The sequence below is a fragment of the Rathayibacter sp. AY1C5 genome (assembly GCF_002931705.1).
Classification (GTDB): Bacteria; Actinomycetota; Actinomycetes; order Actinomycetales; family Microbacteriaceae; genus Rathayibacter.
On sequence record NZ_PSWD01000007.1, the window covers coordinates 68,234 to 85,846 of the forward strand.

Genomic DNA, 17,613 nt, shown 5'->3' on the forward strand with positions numbered 1-17,613 from the left:
CTAGCGCTCGACGATCCCGTCGCGCAGCGCCTGCCGGCGGAGCGAGATCTTCGTGCCGACGGCCAGCCCCTCCGCCCGGTACTTGCCCCGGGCGCTGCGCAGCGAGCTCCGCGCGGCGTCCTGGGTGATGCCGAGGAGCGTGGCGACCTGCTTCAGCGGCATCCCGTCGACGAAGAGGCGGACGATCTCCCGCTCGCGGTGCGTCAGGGTGCCCGGGCGGTCTGCCCCGAGCAGCTCCCGCGTCTGCGCCGTCAGGAAGCGCTCGTCGCGCGCCGCCGCCCGGATCGCCGCGAGGATCGTCTCGGTCCGCTCGCTCTTGACCACGTAGCCGTGCGCTCCGGCCTCGAGCGCCCGGCTGATCGTCCCCGGCTCGGAGTGCGTGCTGATGATGATCGTGGCGGCGCCGGCGGCCGCGATGATCCGGATCTTCATGGCGAGGTCGAGCTCGTCGCCGAGGTCGATGTCGAGCAGCACCACGTCGGTCGGGAAGGCCGGGTGCGCGAGCAGGTCCGTCCAGGTGCCGGCCGTCGCCGCCACGCGGATGTCCGTGCCCGAGCGGCGGATCCACTCCGCCAGCGCCGCCAGCAGGATCGGGTGGTCGTCGAGGATGGCCAGCGTGATCGCGGGCTCGTCGCTCATGTCGTCGTCCTCCTCCGGGGCCGGTGGGCGACGAGGATCCTCGTCGCGCCGTGGTCGGTCGTCGTGCGGTACTCGCCGAGCTCGCTGAGGATGCCCCAGACCGAGCGGTCGAGGTCGCGGGTGCGGATGCCCGCGGCGACCAGGGCGAGCTCCACCCCGCCGCCCTGGCCCGGCTCCAGGCGGACGGCGAGCGGAATCCTCCCCGCGGGGGCGGTGAGCAGCCAGAGCACCGAGAGCAGCCGCGAGCGGTCGAGCGGGGCCAGCAGCGCCGCGGCCCCGCTCGGATCGTCGAGCGCGACAGCGGAGGACAGCAGCGCCGACTCCTCCACCGCGATCCTCAGCCAGGTGCGGTCGTGGCTGCGGGCGAGCGCCTCGCGGAGCTCGTCTCCGAGCACCCGCGCCCGCTCGCCCAGCTCCTCGTCCAGCGGCACCGGCGTCCGGACCCGCTCGAGGAGCTCCTCGATGCGGGCGTCCACCTGCGAGAACTCGTCGTCCGCGGCGTGGACGGTGCCGTCGGCCAGGCTGCGGTCGAGCGTGCGCCGCACGTACTGGTCGAGCGAGGTGAGCACGACGACGCACACGGCCGCGGGCGCGACGGCGAGGAGGACGTTGCTCACCGCGAGGGCGGCGCCTCCGTCGCCGAGGAGCGCCTGGCCGACGAGGCCGAGCGCCGTGAGCCCGACCAGGACCACCAGGGCGAGGAACGAGCGCGAGAGCGGCTGGAAGGTGATCAGCGCGATCACGCCCGCGCCCACTCCCACGCAGACCGACGGGTAGTACATCGGAGCCGGTGTCGGCAGGGCGTGGTCGGCGAACTCGAGCAGCAGCGCGGCCACGTCCACAGCGAGGACGCCCGCGAAGGCCCGGCGCGGCAGCTCGCCGTGGCGGCGGAGGGCGATCGAGACCCCCACCGCGCTCGCGACGACGACCAGCAGCCAGGAGAGTCCGCTCAGCCAGGTCGCGGACCGCGCGTCGAGGGACCAGAGGTACGAGATCACTCCGCGGATGTCGAGCAGCACCGCCATCGTGAGGAAGCCCAGCCCGAGGTAGCTCCCGCTCAGGCGGTTCGGCCGGGTGAGGCGCTCGCGGATGCTCCACAGCGCGCCCGGGCTCCTGTCCGCCGCCCGGACCAGCTCCAGGAGCGTCCCCTCCTCCTGCCGCGACCCGCTCACAGCGGCACGCTCAGCAGCACGGTCGCGCCGGACCCGGGCGCCGAGAAGACCCGGACCGTGCCGCCCACCGCCTCGATCCGGCCGACGACCGACTCCGCGAGGCCGAGGCGTCCGGCCGCCACCGCGGCCGGGTCGAAACCGCGCCCCTCGTCCGAGACGACGACGCGGAGCGTGCCCGCCTCCTCCGCCACGCTCACGTGGGCCAGGGCCGCTCCGGAGTGGCGCCGCACGTTCTCGAGGCACTCCCCGGTCGCGCGCACCACGGCGTCGAGCACCTCCGGTCGGATCCGCGGCTGCGCTCCGCCGTGCCAGCGCACCTCCACGCCCACCGCCGCCGACCGCCGACCGAGCGCGAGGAGCGCCTCCGGCACCCCGGCCGCCCCGTCCGGGTCCGGCTCCTCCACCGTCTCCAGACCGCGCAGGAGGGCCAGGTCGGCGGCGGCCCGGTCGCGCAGCACGGGAGCGGGCACGCCCTCCCCCCGGTGCGCCACCAGCGTCAGCGTCGCCAGGATCGTGTCGTGCATCAGCCGCGCGTCGGCGCGGTGCCGGGACTCGCTCTCGCTCGAGCGGCGCTCGGCGTCGTGGGCGGTCCGGAGGCGGGCGGTGCCGACGTGCGCACGCGCGACGCTGCCCGCGAGCCACCGCGCGGCGGTCAGCAGCAGCGCCCAGCAGACGACGACCGAGATCAGGACGAAGGGAGCGCGCCCGGACGCGCCCGTCGCCGCCGCGCCGAGGGCGAGGACCGGGAGCAGCGCGAGGACCGCGGCCCACGGCATGCCCCGCCAGGAGCCGACGGCGAGCAGCGCGCACGGCAGCGCCATCGAGGCGAGCATCGTGATCCCGCCCAGAACGGCGCGGAGGGAGGCGTCGACGCCCGGCGAGAGGAAGGCGGCGAGTGCCGCGACGTCCAGCGCGGATCCCAGGATCACGGCCCTCGTTCCGGTCGCGACCGATCGGCCGGGCGCGAGCTGCACGAGCGCCGAGACGACCAGCAGCGCCAGGCTCGGCAGCACCGTGGTCAGCTGCGCGGGCGTCAGGGCGAGCAGGTGCAGCGCGGAGGCGGCGGTCAGCACCCCGCCCGCCCGCCGGGCGCAGAGCACGCCGACCTCGCGCTGCTCGCGCAGCAGCACCGCGGCGTCGGCGGGCCGGGGAGGCAGGGGCACGGTGACCTCGGGAGGACGGGCTCCGGGCTCGTTCCGGGGCGACGGTGGCGGGGAGGCTGTGGCGGGGAACGGCGCGATCCGAGTCGTATCGTGGCACACCGCGACCCGCCCGGACAGCGATTCCGGCCGCCTCGCGCACGCGGATCGGCGCGCCGTCTGACGCGGGCGGTCGCGCTCGGGGGCAGTGATCCCGTAGAGTCGAGACATCTCCTGGGCGATCGCCCGAATTCCACGGCTGAGAAGTCGCACGACGACGAAGAGACTCAGCCCCTGATAGAGACCGCACCGACCGAGAGCATCGTCCTCGGTCGTCCGGTTCGAACGCCCGCCTCGCACGCGGGTACCGCCCTTCACAGGACGCCGCGGAAGCCGCGCCGTTCCTCGTTCGACCCCCGCTCCACCGGCTCGCCCGGTCCGCGGGACGTTCTCCCCCGCAGAGCCGCCCTCCCCCGGAGGCGCGAGCTCAGCCCCTAGACGACCCGGACGACTCCGGCAGACGCGTGTTTCACCCGCGGAGGCCGAGTCGAGCGGGTACCGCACACTCGTGCGGACTCTGACGACGCCGGCCTCGGTCGGCGTCATTAACACATAAGGAAAAGAAATGCCTACTGGCACCGTTAAGTGGTTCAACTCCGAAAAGGGCTTCGGCTTCATCGCTCCCGACGACGGAGGCGCCGACGTGTTCGCGCACTTCTCCGCCATCGCGAAGCAGGGCTACCGCGAGCTCGTCGAGAACCAGCACGTCGAGTACGACGTCGAGCAGGGCCGCAAGGGCCCGCAGGCCGCGAACATCCGCGGCGTCGGCGAGTAATCTCCGACTTCCGACGCCCCGTCGACCAGGATCCCCGGATCCGGTCGGCGGGGCGTCCGTCGTTGACGGGGTGATCCCGCCCTCGGCCGGCGGAGGCGAAAGCCGTGTCACCCCTCCGGGTCGCAGGATCGGTATCCTCTCCGTGGCGGCTCCCGAGCTCACGGAGCCCGCGACGCCGTCCGGGACTCCGGCGCGTCGGCACGACTTCACGGCGGAGACAATGGGACGACTGATCTACGGACCGCAATCACTCGAGATCGACTTCGAGGACCGGCTCCTCGCGCACCTCAAGGTCGCGATGTTCACCAAGATGCGGCGGAACGAATCGTTCAGCCTCTCCTGGAGCGAGCCGGAGTCGTCCGGCTACGGCCGCAGCTCCGTCTGGGTGCACCCGACGACTCCGCTGCACTTCCGGTTCCACGGCAGCAAGCGCCCGTCGCTGAACCGCCTGTGGATCGAGCAGTTCATCGCGAGCGCGAACAACACCGGCGAGATGACCGTGGTGCCGGAGCCCGCCGAGGGCTCCTGAGCCGCGACGCTCCTCAGACCACGAGCGGCCGGGCCGTGTGCACGAGCTCCTCGTGCGGCAGGGCCCGGAGGCGGTCGGCGATCTCGGCAAGGGCCCCCGCGTCGACCGAGGCCCGGGCGTGCTCCTGCGGCCGCAGCGGCGTGAGGGTGACCAGGTCGGCGTAACCGGTCGCCAGGTCGAGCCGCTCGGGCAGGCCGGGGCTGCGCAGGCCCAGGAGGACGCCGACGGTGCCCTGCTCGTCGGTCCAGGCGGGCGGCGCCGCGACGTTCGCGAGCCGCGCCGTGTCGAGGGAGCTGCGGCAGCACACCCCCTGGAGGGCGGCCCGTCGGGCGGCCTCGTACAGCAGGCGGAAGTGCCAGTGGTTCCAGAGCTCGGCGGTGGGGACGCCGCGGACGGCGGACGTCTCGAGGCACAGCTCGAGGCCGAGACCGGTGCCGGGATGCGCGAGCCGGTCGAAGGGATCGCTCAGCCCGTCGGTAGCGAGCACCACGGAGGCGCCGCGGTCGACGCGCAGGAACGCACGGTGATCGGTGGGCCAGCGCGCGCCGCCGCGGACGCCGGGATCCTCGGTCGAGACGACGACGGTGCGATCCAGCGCACCCACTCCGCGCCAGGCGTCGGCCCGGTCCTCCGCCACCGCCTCGGCCAGCGCCCGCCTCTCGTCCTCGGTCCATCGGACCTCACGAGTGCGGTTCAGGAACAACGACATGGGACTCCCCGTCCGCGCGACCGGCGTGCCGCGCTCCCGGAACGCTACGGCGCTCACCCCTGCTCCTCCTCCGAGCAACCGGAACGCCAGCTGTGTGCGGTGTTCACTCCCGCGGCGGTCCCCGCCCGCCGCGGCGCGGTCTGCTCCCAGGAAAGGCCGGGCAGGTGGAGCGTGTCGCGTCCGGCTACGCCGAAACGCTGGAACGCGTTTCGACGGTTCGCCTCAGGCGGTGTTCGATCCCGCGGCGGTCCCCGCCCGCCGCGGCGCGGTCGGCTCCTGCAGGCGGCCGGGCAGGTGGAGCGGGTCGCGACCGGCGGTGTTCGTTACCGCGGCGGTCCCCGCCCGCCGCGGAAGACGGCTCAACCCAGCGGGTTGATGCCGTTGGTGCGCCAGCGCTCGTCGGCGAGCTGGCCGGGGGTGCCGGCGCTCGCGTTCTCTCCCAGGGGCTCGCCGCCCTCGACGGCGTCGGCGCCGAGCGCGGTGCCGGCTCCCTCGGCGGTGCTGCCGGGGGGAAGCAGGCCCTCCTCGTCCTCGCGGGGGCCGACCTCGTCCTCGGGGGCGTTCTCGGAGCCGCTCTCGCTCATCGGGTCGTAGCCGTGGTCCGGGTCGCGGCTCTCGTCGGCCGTCGTGTTCTCCTCGACCTCGGCGTCGGCGGGACGGACGTCGTCGGCCTTCTCCGCATCGGTGGAGGGGGTGGCCTCGAAGCCTGCGAACTCGGGGCTGTCGTCTGCGCTCATGGCCGCCACGGTAGCACCGGGCCCGCGGGCACCGGAGGGGGTTCCGCCGGGCGCCCGCGACGCCTCCGCTCAGCGGCCACGCCTTAGGCTCGGGGGGCTGGCACGGACGACGGGAGCGACATGCGACGACTCGGGTACGACAGGTTCGGCGGGCCCGATCTGCTCTCGTGGCGGGAAGCGCCGGTGCCCATGCCGGGTCGCGGCGAGGTCCTGGTGCGCACACGCGCGGCGAGCATCAACGCGACCGACGAGAAGATCCTGTCCGGCTCCGCGCGGATCATGGCCGTCGGCCGCTCCCGTCCCTACGGGTTCGGCCTCGACATCGCCGGCACCGTCGAGGCGCTCGGCCCGGGGTCGCACTCGGTCGCGATCGGCAACCGCGTGGTGGGGATGACCCGCGACGGCGACGCCTTCGCCGACGCGTCCATCGCGCGCAGCCGCTCGCTCGTCCCGATGCCCGACTCCCTCGGCTTCGTCGAGGCCGTCACGCTCGCGATGTCGGGCGGCACCGCGGTGGGCCTGGTGGACGCACTGCACGTGCGCGCCGGCGAGCGCGTCCTCGTCAGCGGCGGCTCGGGAGCCATCGGCGATCCGACGATCCAGCTGCTGGTGCGGGCGGGCTGCACGGTCGCGGCCACCGGCTCGGCCGCCTCCGCCGACCTGCTCCGCTCGCTCGGCGCCGAGCCGCACGACTACCGCGCGCTCGACCTCGGGGTGCTGGGCGGCCGCTTCGACGTGGTCGTCGACGTCTCCGGCCACCTGCCGGTCGACGACGCGGCGATCCTCCTGGCCGAGGGCGGGCGCATCGCGACGCTGGTGCCGAGCGGTCCGGCGCTGGTCTCGCAGGCGACGGGCCTCGTCCGCCGTGACCGCCCGCGGGTGCGCAACATGATCGTGGTGGCGACGGCGGAGCGGATCGGGCGCGCGGTCTCGCTCGCCACCTCCGGCGAGCTGCGGCCCCGGCCGGGCGCCGTGCATCCGCTGGGCGACGTCGTCGACGTGCTGTCGCGCCGAGCGACCGGCGCCGACCGCACGATCGGCAAGATCGTCTTCACCGCCGACGACTCGGCTCCGCTGAGCTGACCTCCGGCTCCTCCTCCTCTGCCGGGCGGCCGAGCGAGAGCGTGGCCAGGAAGCCGACGGCGAGGAACCCGGCGGCGGCGAAGGCCGCGTAGCGGGTGCCGTCCGAGAACGCCTCGCCCGCCGCCCGGGCCGCGTCGGCGGTGTCCGGTGAGGCGGCCAGCCCGGCGATCGCGGCGCCGGAGGAGTCGACCACCGCGTCGACGGTGCTCGCGACCTGCTCCGCGGGGAGGCCCTGCTGCTCGAGCGAGGTCGTGAGGACCCCCGCGGTCGAGGTGTAGAGGATCGTCCCGAGCACGGCGATGCCCAGCGCCGAGCCGATCTGCCGCGCGGTCGACTGCGTGCCCGAGCCCTGCCCGCTGAGCTCGACGGGCACGTCCCGGAGCACGACCCCGGTCAGCTGCGCCGTCGCGAGGCCGACGCCGAAGCCGTAGACGGCGAGGAACGGGACGAGGGCCCACCACGGGGTGGAGTCGGAGACGACCAGGCCGATGCCCGCGACGCCGACGATCTCGGCCGCGAGACCCACCCGCACGATCAGCACCGGCGCGACCCTGTTGCCGAAGGCGCCGGCGAAGCCCGAGGCGACGAAGGAGCCGAGCGCGAGCGCGAGGAGCACCAGGCCGGTCTGCACGGCCGTGTAGCCGAGGACGCTCTGGAGCCAGATCGGCAGCGCCAGGATGATCCCGAACTCGCCGAGCGAGACGATCATCGCGGCGAGGTTGCCGTTGCGGAACGAGGCGAGGCGGAAGAGCCCGATCGCGAGCATCGCCGAGCGCCCGGCGCGCTCGCGGGCCCGCGCCCAGAGGACGAAGGCGACCCCGGCGAGCACCGCGACGGCGAACGCGATCGGGACCGGCGAGAGACCGAGCGGCCAGCTCCAGCCGCCGACGCTCAGGCGCTCGTCGACGCCCCACCAGCCGAGGGTGCGCCCCTCGATGAGGGCGAACACCAGGGAGGCGGAGGCGATGATCGAGAGCGCGGCGCCGACGAGGTCGACCCTCCGCCCGTCGGGCTGCCGCGACTCGTCGACGAACAGCAGCGCTCCGACCACGATGATCACGCCGAGCGGGATGTTGATGCCGAACGCCCAGCGCCAGGAGAAGTCGGTGGTGAGCCAGCCGCCGAGCAGCGGGCCGACCGCGGTCATGCCGCCGATGGTCGAGCCCCAGACGGCGAAGGCGATGGCGCGCTCGCGCCCGCGGAAGGTGGCGTTGATCAGCGAGAGGGTCGTCGGCAGCACCATCGCTCCTCCGACGCCCTGCACGACCCTGGAGAGGATCAGCAGGTCGCCGGTCGGAGCGAGGGCCGCCGCGACGGAGGAGAGCGCGAAGAGCGAGACGCCGACGATCAGCATGCGGCGCCGGCCCCAGCGGTCGGCGAGGGTGCCGAAGACCAGCAGGAGCGCGGCGAACACGAGCGTGTACGACTCCTGCACCCACTGCACCTGGGTCGAGGTGATCCCGAGATCGGCGACGATCGACGGGATGGCGACGTTGACGATGGTCGAGTCGACGATGATCGTCGCCACTCCGAGGCTGATGACGACCAGCCCGATCCACTTGCGGTTGCGCACGACGCTCTCCTCCGACGATTTAGTAAGCCAGCTGACTATATGCCCGCGGAGGGCGCCGTGTCGAAGGGAGGGCCTGGAAGATTAGCGGGAGGCGGGCGCGGCGACAAGGGCGCGAAGCTCCCGGAGCCGCCCGGTCAGGATGGACGCATGCCCGCATCCCCCCGTTCCTTCCCGTATCCCCTCGGCGTCTCCCTCCGCGGCGACGCCGGCGCCGACGTCGCCGTCTACTCCGAGACCGCGGACAGCGTCGAGGTCTGCCTCTTCGACGAGTCCGGAGCAGAGACCCGCGTCGCCCTCACCGAGCGGACCGGCCACGTCTTCCACGGCCTCGTCCCCGAGATGGGCATCGGCACCCGCTACGGGCTGCGCGTCGACGGCCCCTGGGACCCCGCCAACGGCCTCCGCCACAACGCCGCCAAGCTCCTCCTCGACCCGCACGCCACCGCGATCGAGGGCTCGTACACCTGGTCCGAGGACGTCTTCGGCCAGTTCTACGAGGACGCCGACACCCGCAACGACGCCGACTCCGCGCACGCGGTCCCCCGCTGCGTCGTCACCGACCCCGACTCCTTCGACTGGAGCGGCGACACCGCGCCGCGCATCCCGCTCGAGGAGACCGTCGTCTACGAGGTGCACGTGAAGGGCTTCACGAAGCTGCACCCCGACGTGCCCGAGGACATCCGCGGCACCTACCGCGGCCTCGCGCACCCCGCCGCGATCAAGCACTTCACCGACCTGGGCGTGACCTCGGTCGAGCTGCTCCCCGTGCACCAGTTCGTGCAGGACTCGCACCTCGAGGAGAAGGGCCTGCGCAACTACTGGGGCTACAACTCCCTCGGCTTCTTCGCGCCGCACAACGAGTACTCGCACGCCGGCGACGACGGCTCGCAGGTCGACGAGTTCAAGGCCATGGTCAAGGCGTTCCACGAGGCCGGCCTCGAGGTCATCCTCGACGTGGTCTACAACCACACCGCCGAGGGCAACGACAAGGGCCCCACCCTCTCGTTCAAGGGCATCGACAACGGCTCCTACTACCGACTGGTGGAGGAGGACCGCGCGAACTACTTCGACACCACCGGCACCGGCAACAGCCTCAACGTCGCGCACCCGGCCGCGCTCGGCCTGATCATGGACTCGCTGCGCTACTGGGTGACCGAGATGCACATCGACGGCTTCCGCTTCGACCTCGCCACCACCCTCACCCGCCAGACCGGTGAGGCCGAGGTGCACAGCGCCTTCCTCGACCTGATCGCGCAGGACCCGGTGCTCGCGCCCGTCAAGATGATCGCCGAGCCGTGGGACACCGCCGGCTACCAGGTCGGCGGCTTCCCCGCGGACTGGTCGGAGTGGAACGGGAAGTTCCGCGACGACGTGCGCGACTTCTGGAACGGCGCCGACTCGGTGCTCGGCACGACCGCGCAGCGCGTCCTCGGCTCCCCCGACGTGTACGAGGCCGACCGCCGCTCGCCGGTCTCCAGCATCAACTTCGTCACCGCGCACGACGGCTTCACCCTCGCCGACCTCACCGCCTACTCGCGCAAGCACAACGCGGCCAACGGCGAGGACAACAACGACGGCGAGAGCGACAACCGCTCCTCCAACAACGGCGCCGAGGGCCCGACCGAGAACGAGGCGGTCAACGAGCGCCGCGACCGCATGCGCCGCAACTTCCTCGCGACGCTGCTGCTCTCGGCCGGCGTGCCGATGATCCTGGGCGGCGACGAGATCGCCCGCACGCAGGGCGGCAACAACAACGCCTACTGCCAGGACGACGAGATCTCGTGGTTCGACTGGGAGAACGCGGACCGCGAGCTGCTCGCCTTCACCCGCGAGCTGATCGCCCTCCGCGCCGCGGAGCCGGCGCTGCGCCCGAAGTGGTTCCGCCGCGCCCCCGGCGACGGCGGCCCCGACACGGTCGACATCCTCCGCTCCGACGCGCAGGGCTTCGCCGACGAGGACTGGGACAACCCCGACGCCCGCTCGATCACCTTCGTGTTCGAGCACGAGGGCAGCGCGAGCTTCGCCCTGCTGCTGAACGCGGCGGAGAACGGCGTCGAGTTCACCGTTCCCGAGGCGCCCGGCGCCGAGTGGACGCTGGCCGCCTCGAGCGACCCGGAGCAGGTCGTCGAGGGCGAGGTCACCACGCTGATCGTCCGCGACGGCTCGTTCACGCTGCTGCGCTCGGCCTCCTGATGACCGGCCGGACCCCGCGGCTCCTCCGCTTCGGCGGGCGCATCGCGGGGTTCGGCACGTCCTCGGGCACGAGGATCGTGCTGGGCCTCTGGGAGGACACCCCCTTCGGCCCGTTCGCCGACGCGATGGTCGAGGACGGCGACGGCCACCGCCTCCTGATCGCACCGACCCGCGAGGTCGCGGACTTCATCGGGTCGACGTACGCGTTCGACGAGGTGCGGATCGCGCCGGTGTCGTGGCGGAGGATCGCGGGCGGCCTGTCCGTCGCGGCCGGACCGCTCGCGGTGCGACTGGAGCTCGGCGGTCTCACTCCGCTCGGCCGGCTGCTGCGGATCGTTCCACGACCGCTCGCCGAGCACCCGGCATGGCTGACCGCGATCTCGCCGGTCGCCTCCCTGCTCGTCCGCGGGGTCAGCACGGCCGGGTCGGCCGGGCACGGACGCCGCGAGTACTACGGCGTGCGGGCGATCCGCCGCGTCGAGGGCGTCCACGCGGTGCTGGCGGAGGAGGACCTCGGCCCGCTGCGCCCGCTCTCGCCGCCCGTGCGGTTCGGCTTCTCGTCGGCGCCCGCCGCTCCGGCGATCGTCGACGTCACCACCACCATCGCGCTTCCGCGCGAGGGGACCACCGCGCTCCGGCGCGACCGAGAGAGAGGAGCCGCCTCGTGAAGAAGGGCGACAAGATCAGCTGGAACACCTCGCAGGGCGAGACCCACGGCGAGCTGGTCGAGAAGAAGACGAAGGAGTTCCAGTTCGAGGGGCAGAAGTTCAACGCCTCGGACGACGAGCCCTACTGGATCGTGCAGAGCGACAAGACCGACGCGAAGGCCGCGCACAAGGAGTCGTCGCTGACGAAAAAGTGAGCGGGCGCAGGCCGAGCGGCTGCGGGCCGGGCTCCGGATCGACTCCGGGGCCCGGCCCGCGCCCGTCTCACGCGATGCGGATGAGCTTCTTGTTCACGAACTCCTCGAGGGCGGGGCGGCCCATCTCGCGGCCGGTGCCCGAGCGCTTCACGCCGCCGAAGGGCAGCTCGGCCGCGTCGCCGAGGACGAGGTTGATCCAGACCATCCCCGCGTCGATCCGGTCCGCCAGGCGCAGCGCCTGCTCCTGGTCGGTCGTGTAGAGGTAGGAGCCGAGGCCGTAGGGGGTGTCGTTCGCGAGGGCGATCGCCTCGTCCTCGTCGCGGACGCGGTAGAGCGCGGCGACGGGGCCGAAGAACTCCTCGCGGTAGGCGTCCATCTCGGGCGTGACGCCCTCGAGCACGGCGGGGGGGAAGAAGTTGCCGGTCACCTCGCCGCTGGCGCGGACGGTGGCCCCCTGCTCGCGCGCGGCCGCCAGCTGCGCCTCGAGTCGCTCCGTCGCGGCGGAGGAGGAGAGCGGGCCGAGGAGGGTGCCCTCCGCGAACGGGTCGGCCGGCTGGGCGCGGGTGAACGCCTCCGTGAACTTCTCGGCGAACGCGTCGTACAGCTCGTCGATCACGATGAAGCGCTTCGCGGCGTTGCAGGACTGGCCGTTGTTGTCCAGGCGCGCGGCGACCGCGTCCTCGACCGCCTTGTCGAGGTCGTCGGTCGACAGGAGCACGAACGGGTCGGAGCCGCCGAGCTCGAGCACGACCTTCTTCAGGTGGCGGCCCGCGAGCTCCGCGACGGCCGCGCCGGCCCGCTCGGAGCCGGTGACGGAGACGCCCTGGACCCGGGGGTCGGCGATGACGGTCGCGGCCTGCTCGTTCGTGGCGTAGAGGTTCACGTAGACGCCGGCGGGCGCACCCAGCTCCTCGGCCGCGGTGCGGAACATGTCGGCGATGGCGGCGGCCGACTCCGGGCACTGCGGCGCGTGCTTGAGCAGGATCGTGTTGCCCGCGACCACGTTCGGGCCGGCGAAGCGGGCCACCTGGTAGTAGGGGAAGTTCCACGGCATGATGCCCAGCAGCACGCCCAGCCCGGCGCGGCGGATCAGCGCGGAGCCGGTGCCCTCGGCGAGCTCGATCGGCTCGTCGGCGAGGAAGGCCTCGCCGTTCTCGGCGTAGTAGCGGTAGATGTCGGCGGCGAAGCCGACCTCGCCCTGCGCCTGGTCGAGCGGCTTGCCCATCTCGCGGACGATGATCGCCGCGAGCTCGTCGGCGCGCTCGACGTGCAGCTCTGCCACGCGGGCGATCAGCGCCGCGCGGGTCGTGACGGGCACGGTTCGCGACCACGAGGAGTACGCGTCCTGCGCCGAGCCGATCGCCGCGGTCAGCTCGGCGTCGCCGAGGGTCGGGTACTCGCGGAGGGTCTCCCCCGTGGCCGGGTCGATCACGGCGTAGTGGGTGCTCATGCGGGCTGTGCTCCTTCGCGCTGGGGGGCCGGTGCGGTCGCGCCGTCCTCGTCGATGATCTCCTGTGCCAGGCGCCTGCCGACGCGGATGGCGCCGTCGACGTGCTGGTAGCCCTCGGCGGCGAGGTCGCTCGTGCCGAAGCGGAGCGGACCCACCGGCTCCAGCTGCAGCGCGCCGTACCGGGTCAGCCCGCCCAGGTCGAAGCTCGCGGCGTACGCGCCCTGCGTCCACTCCTCGGACGCCCAGTCGCTCTCGTAGTAGACGACCGGATCGAGTGCGGCCGGGCCGAAGTAGGCGGCGAGCGAGTCGAGGATCGCGGCCTTCCGCACCGCCTCGTCGAGCGCGAGCACGCGGTCGGCCTTCTCGTCCGAGACGAAGCCGACCAGGGTGCCGCGCTCCTCCCCGTGGTTCGAGTTGTCGTAGGCCTCGTGCACGAGCGAGTGCGGGCTGAACGCGGTGCCGGAGAGGCCGTCGGCGCGCCAGAAGGGCGTGGCGTAGGTGGCGTGCACCTTGATCACGAGGCCGAGCGACTGGTGCTGCAGGGCCTGCTGCCGCAGGCGCGGGAGCGGCGGGTCGAACGAGATGCGGCCGACGAGGTTCGGCGGCACGGCGACGATCGCACGGCGGGCGCGGAGGACGACGCCGTCGGCGCGCACCTCGACCCCGTCGTCGCCGTAGCGGACGGAGCGGACCGGGTGCCCGAGCAGGACACGCTCGGCGCCGAGGCGCTCGGCGAGCCGCTCCGGGACCTGCTGGAGGCCGCCGATCACGCGCTTGTCGAGGATGAAGTCGGCGTCGACCAGGTTGCTGAAGCTCGCCGCGCTCGCGGCCATGAGGAGCGCCTGGAGGAGGGAGAAGGCGTGCGCCGGCTTGGTGAGCATGGCGTCGGCGAGGAAGAGGGCGATGTTGGCCCGCGCCTCCTCGTCGTCGCTCTGCTGCTCCAGCCAGGCGGCGAAGGTGACGCGGTCGTAGTCGCGGGCGAGCGGGTGCGTCCACGGCGCCGCCGGATCGGTCTCGGCGACGAGGCGGTCGAGCACCTCGATCAGGCGGGAGATCTCGGACTCCGTGCGCTCGCTCCCCGGGAAGATGTCGCCGGTGAAGCGGCGGGCGGAGCCGTCGGCGCCGATGTAGACGCTCTCGCCCTCGCGGTAGCGGGAGTAGGTGCCGAGGCCGAGCTCGTCGAGGGTCTCGAGGAGCGCCGTCTGGTCCGGCGAGACCCACTGGCCGCCGAGCTCGAGGAGCTGCCCGTCGACCACGCGGGTCTCGAGCCGCCCGCCCACGCGCTCGCGCGCCTCGACGACGACGACGTCGAGGCCGTGCTGCTGCAGCCGGAGCGCCGCGGTGAGTCCGGTGGCACCGGCTCCGATCACGACGACGTCGTGCTCGCTGGGGGACATGACTTCTCTTTCCGTCGGTGATCGCGGGAGTGGACGCGCGAATACGGATGATCCTGTCACAGAAGCGGAGGAGAACGTCAGTGAGTGCGCCCGATGGAGGGTGGACTCGGAGCGCCCTCCGCCGAACTACATAGGCGTGCTATATTGTTTCTCGTGCCCGATCCCAGTGCCCCTGTGCGTCTCGCCTCCGCCGCCACCGCCCTCACGCGGTTCGCGGGCCGGGCGAGCGGCGCGACCGGGCTCGGCGCGCAGTCCGGAGCCGTCTGGTCGACGCTCGCCGAGCTGCGCACCGCCTCCCCCTCCCGCCTCGGCGAGCTCGCCGAGCGGGTCCGCGTCACCCAGCCGACGATGACCGGCATCGTCGCCCGGCTCGACGAGGCCGGCTGGATCCGCCGCGTCCACGACGCCGGCGACGGCCGCGCCTGGCTGATCGAGGGCACTCCCGCCGGCTTCGACGCCCTCGCCGAGCACCGGCTCCGCCTCGAGGCCGCCCTGGCCCCGCTGTTCGAGGACCTCGACGAGGACGACCGCCTCGCCCTCGAGCGCGCCGCGACCCTCGTCGAGGCCCGCGTCGCCCGGATCGCCGGCACCCCCGTCCCCTCCTCCCCCGAGAAAGGCTTCACGCAGTGACCACCTCCCCCCACTCGCCCGCTCAGGGCTCGATCCTGAAGCAGCCGCTGGCCGTCTGGGCCGTCGCCTTCGCCGCGGTGATCGCCTTCATGGGGATCGGCCTGGTCGACCCGATCCTCCCGGCCATCGCCGAGAGCCTGCAGGCGACTCCGACCGAGACCTCGCTGCTCTTCACGAGCTACCTCGTCATCACCGGCGTCGTGATGTTCTTCACCAGCTGGCTCTCCAGCCGCATCGGCGCCAAGAAGACCCTCATGATCGGCCTGGTGCTGATCGTGGTGTTCGCCGCGCTCGCCGGCACGGCGGGCAGTGTCGAGGGCGTCATCGGCTTCCGCGCGGGCTGGGGCTTCGGCAACGCGCTGTTCATCTCGACCGCACTGTCGACCATCGTCGGCGCGGCGAGCGGAGGCTCCTCCGCGGCGATCGTGCTCTACGAGGCCGCTCTGGGCATCGGCATCGCCGTCGGCCCGCTGCTCGGCGGGCTTCTCGGCAGCGTCTCGTGGCGCGGTCCGTTCTTCGGGACCGCCGTGCTGATGGCCGTCGGCTTCATCGCCATCGCGACGCTCCTGCGCGAGGACGGCCCGAAGCCCGCTCCGACTCCGCTCTCGGCGCCCTTCGCGGCCCTCAAGGTCCCGGCCATCCGCACGCTGGCGGGCGCCGCCCTGTTCTACAACATCGGCTTCTTCGTGCTGCTCGCCTACACGCCCTACCCGCTCGGGCTGGACGAGATGGGCCTCGGCTTCACGTTCTTCGGCTGGGGCCTGGGAGTGGCGGTCACCTCCGTGTTCGTCGCTCCGCTGCTCACCCGGCGCCTCCCGCGCACCGTCGTGCTGCGCTCGGTGCTGCTGCTGCTCGCGCTGGACCTGATCGCCGGCGGCCTCGTGATCTCGTCCCGTGTCGGCCTGATCGTCTGCATCATCGTCGGCGGCCTGCTGCTCGGAGTCGTCAACACGGTGCTCACCGAGTGCGTGATGGAGGCGACCGACCTGCCCCGCTCCGTCGCCTCGTCCGCCTACTCCGGCGTCCGCTTCCTCGGCGGCGCGATCGCCCCGCCCGCCGCCTCCGCCCTGGCCGCGGCGATCTCGCCGGCCTTCCCGATGTACGCCGCGGCCGGAGCCGTCGCCGTCGCCGCGCTGATCGTGCTGCTCGGACGCCGCACCCTGGCCCGCGCCGACGCCCACGAGCCCGAGCCCGAGCTCGTCGAGGCGCAGGCGATCACGCTCGGCGAGTGACGCGCCCGGCGGGCTTCAGGGGCCCGCCGAGGCGTCACGAACGGTCGTCATCCGGGCAGGGTGACGGCCGTTCGTGACGCCTGGACGCGGTCGAGCGGGAAGGGCGCAGGATCCGACCTGTGGAGAACCGGTTCACAAGATCGGGAGGCGGGACAGTGGCCGGATGCACGATCCCTCGCCGCTTCCGGTCGGACTCCGCGGCCGCGCCTTCACCGTCGCTGACGCTCGCGCGAGCGGACTGAGCCGCGGGCGGCTCCGCAGCTCCGACCTCCACCGGCCCTTCCACGGGGTCCGCACCGCCGACCCCGACCCCGACCTGCGCCTGCGCGCGCAGGCGCTCCTCGCGCTGGTCGGTCCGGAGGCGCTCCTGAGCCACATGACGGCGGCGCGGCTCTGGCCGCTCGACCTCCCGCCCGCCGCTGCGGACGAGCCGGTGCACGTCAGCGTCCGCCGGCCGGGACGCGCTCCCCGGCACCGGAACGTCGTCGGCCACGCCCTCGCCGATCCCGACGTCCGCCGCGTCCTGCGCCGCGGACTGCCCCTCACCGATCCGGCCTCGCTCTTCTGCCATCTCTCCGCGCTCCTCGAGCCGGACGACCTCGTCGCGGTGGGCGACGCGCTGGTGCGCACGCCGGTCGTCGGCGATCCGGCCGATCGACGGCCCTGGGTGCCGCTGCCCGACCTGCGGGAGCGCGCGTCGGCCTTCCGCGGTCGGGGCTCGGTGCGGCTCCGCGCGGCGCTCGCTCTGGTGCGCGACGGGGCGGAGTCGCGGCAGGAGTCGCGGTTCCGGCTCGCCTCGGTGCGGGCGGGCCTCCCGGAGCCGGTGCTGCAGGAGCCGCTGTTCGACTCCGACGGGGTCTTCATCGGGCGTCCGGACGGCTGGTACCCCGCGGAGCGGGTCGCGTGGGAGTACGAGGGCGACGATCACCGCACCAGCAACCGGCGCTTCGCGCGCGACCTCGGCCGCTACGACGACCCAGCCTCGATCGTCGTCCGCATCGTCGGCGCCGAGTTCGTCCCCCACCCCGAGCGCTCCGTCGAGCGCCTGCGACGAGCACTCGCGGAACGATCCCCGCATCGACGACCGCCGAGGGGTCGCGACGGTCGTCATCCGAGCGGGATGACGACCGTTCGTGACGCCTCACGGGAGGGCGCGCGCTCAGGAGTCAGGGCGCGACCTCGAAGAGGCGCGGGCGCAGCGCGGACGTGCGCGGGTCGGCGGCGCAGGCGGCGAGCGCCGCCGCGAGGACGCCGCGGGCCGGGTGCGGCTCGCGGACGTACACGTCGACGCCGGCGGGCGTGAACGGCGTCCGGGCGAAGCGGGTGAGCGCCCAGCCCGCCTCCTCGTCGGCGGCCACGAACGACCAGCGGCTGCGGGCGAGGAGGGTCAGCGGCTCGACGCCGCGCCAGCGGAAGCCGGACGGATCGTGCGG

At 73.4% G+C, this 17,613-nt stretch carries 17 protein-coding genes; 9 read left to right on the top strand and 8 right to left on the bottom strand.

Translation table 11 applies throughout. From position 1 onward, the window contains the following. The 3 genes from C5C57_RS08065 to C5C57_RS08075 are packed head-to-tail and all read right to left on the bottom strand — an operon-like array spanning position 1 to position 2,974. A complete protein-coding gene (locus C5C57_RS08065) occupies positions 1–639 on the bottom strand; it encodes a response regulator (protein WP_104246949.1) in 639 nt (212 codons plus the stop codon). Next, a complete protein-coding gene (locus C5C57_RS08070) occupies positions 636–1,811 on the bottom strand; it encodes a hypothetical protein (protein WP_104246950.1) in 1,176 nt (391 codons plus the stop codon). Before C5C57_RS08070 ends, C5C57_RS08065 begins: the two co-directional genes overlap by 4 nt. Next, positions 1,808–2,974, bottom strand: coding sequence for a sensor histidine kinase (locus tag C5C57_RS08075; protein ID WP_104246951.1), 1,167 nt, complete (start codon positions 2,972–2,974; stop codon positions 1,808–1,810). Before C5C57_RS08075 ends, C5C57_RS08070 begins: the two co-directional genes overlap by 4 nt. Before the next feature lie 601 nt (positions 2,975–3,575). On the opposite strand from C5C57_RS08075, the gene C5C57_RS08080 reads away from it, so the two are divergent. Together C5C57_RS08080 and C5C57_RS08085 are read left to right on the top strand one after the other, a co-directional pair. Beyond that, a complete protein-coding gene (locus tag C5C57_RS08080; protein WP_055786246.1) occupies positions 3,576–3,785 on the top strand; it encodes a cold-shock protein in 210 nt (69 codons plus the stop codon). Between the two features lie 220 nt (positions 3,786–4,005). Beyond that, complete coding sequence (locus C5C57_RS08085; RefSeq protein WP_104226101.1) at positions 4,006–4,314, top strand: hypothetical protein; 309 nt, start codon at positions 4,006–4,008, stop codon at positions 4,312–4,314. Between the two features lie 13 nt (positions 4,315–4,327). Here C5C57_RS08085 and C5C57_RS08090 read toward each other — a convergent pair whose 3' ends face one another. After that, the gene (locus tag C5C57_RS08090) at positions 4,328–5,023 is read right to left on the bottom strand and encodes a hypothetical protein (protein WP_104246952.1); all 696 of its coding nucleotides are present in this window, start codon (positions 5,021–5,023) and stop codon (positions 4,328–4,330) included. Positions 5,024–5,382: 359 nt separating this feature from the next. Beyond that, a complete protein-coding gene (locus tag C5C57_RS08095; protein WP_104314845.1) occupies positions 5,383–5,760 on the bottom strand; it encodes a hypothetical protein in 378 nt (125 codons plus the stop codon). A 120-nt stretch (positions 5,761–5,880) separates the two neighbouring features. Between C5C57_RS08095 and C5C57_RS08100 the strand changes: the two genes are divergently transcribed. After that, positions 5,881–6,843: an NADP-dependent oxidoreductase gene (locus C5C57_RS08100; protein WP_104246953.1), complete on the top strand. Its 963-nt coding sequence runs from the start codon at positions 5,881–5,883 to the stop codon at positions 6,841–6,843. Here C5C57_RS08100 and C5C57_RS08105 read toward each other — a convergent pair. Next, complete coding sequence (locus C5C57_RS08105; protein ID WP_104246954.1) at positions 6,812–8,416, bottom strand: DHA2 family efflux MFS transporter permease subunit; 1,605 nt, start codon at positions 8,414–8,416, stop codon at positions 6,812–6,814. The two genes, C5C57_RS08100 and C5C57_RS08105, sit on opposite strands and share 32 nt — an antisense overlap. Before the next feature lie 147 nt (positions 8,417–8,563). On the opposite strand from C5C57_RS08105, the gene glgX reads away from it, so the two are divergent. From glgX to C5C57_RS08120, 3 genes are read left to right on the top strand one after another with little or no spacing between them, the layout of a single operon-like run. After that, positions 8,564–10,609: a glycogen debranching protein GlgX gene (gene glgX / locus C5C57_RS08110; RefSeq protein ID WP_104246955.1), complete on the top strand. Its 2,046-nt coding sequence runs from the start codon at positions 8,564–8,566 to the stop codon at positions 10,607–10,609. Next, complete coding sequence (locus tag C5C57_RS08115) at positions 10,609–11,277, top strand: hypothetical protein (RefSeq protein WP_104246956.1); 669 nt, start codon at positions 10,609–10,611, stop codon at positions 11,275–11,277. The genes glgX and C5C57_RS08115 overlap by 1 nt, the downstream gene beginning before the upstream one ends. Continuing rightward, complete coding sequence (locus tag C5C57_RS08120; RefSeq protein WP_056866275.1) at positions 11,274–11,471, top strand: DUF2945 domain-containing protein; 198 nt, start codon at positions 11,274–11,276, stop codon at positions 11,469–11,471. The genes C5C57_RS08115 and C5C57_RS08120 overlap by 4 nt, the downstream gene beginning before the upstream one ends. A 67-nt stretch (positions 11,472–11,538) precedes the next feature. Here C5C57_RS08120 and C5C57_RS08125 read toward each other — a convergent pair whose 3' ends face one another. Continuing rightward, positions 11,539–12,921, bottom strand: a complete 1,383-nt coding sequence (locus C5C57_RS08125) for an NAD-dependent succinate-semialdehyde dehydrogenase (RefSeq protein WP_104246957.1) — start codon at positions 12,919–12,921, stop codon at positions 11,539–11,541. Next, positions 12,918–14,318 carry an NAD(P)/FAD-dependent oxidoreductase gene (locus C5C57_RS08130; protein WP_104246958.1) on the bottom strand — a complete coding sequence of 467 codons (1,401 nt, stop codon included), beginning with the start codon at positions 14,316–14,318 and terminating at the stop codon, positions 12,918–12,920. Before C5C57_RS08130 ends, C5C57_RS08125 begins: the two co-directional genes overlap by 4 nt. A gap of 153 nt (positions 14,319–14,471) precedes the next feature. On the opposite strand from C5C57_RS08130, the gene C5C57_RS08135 reads away from it, so the two are divergent. The 3 genes from C5C57_RS08135 to C5C57_RS17740 all read left to right on the top strand — a co-directional run bounded on the left by C5C57_RS08135 (position 14,472) and on the right by C5C57_RS17740 (position 17,483). Next, the gene (locus tag C5C57_RS08135; protein ID WP_181027117.1) at positions 14,472–14,948 is read left to right on the top strand and encodes a MarR family winged helix-turn-helix transcriptional regulator; all 477 of its coding nucleotides are present in this window, start codon (positions 14,472–14,474) and stop codon (positions 14,946–14,948) included. Beyond that, positions 14,945–16,180 (top strand): MFS transporter, encoded by a 1,236-nt coding sequence (locus tag C5C57_RS08140; RefSeq protein WP_104246960.1) that lies wholly within the window; start codon positions 14,945–14,947, stop codon positions 16,178–16,180. Before C5C57_RS08135 ends, C5C57_RS08140 begins: the two co-directional genes overlap by 4 nt. A gap of 163 nt (positions 16,181–16,343) precedes the next feature. Further along, entirely contained in the window at positions 16,344–17,483 is a 1,140-nt protein-coding gene (locus C5C57_RS17740; protein WP_146082392.1) for a hypothetical protein, read from the top strand. Positions 17,484–17,613 lie beyond the last annotated feature (130 nt).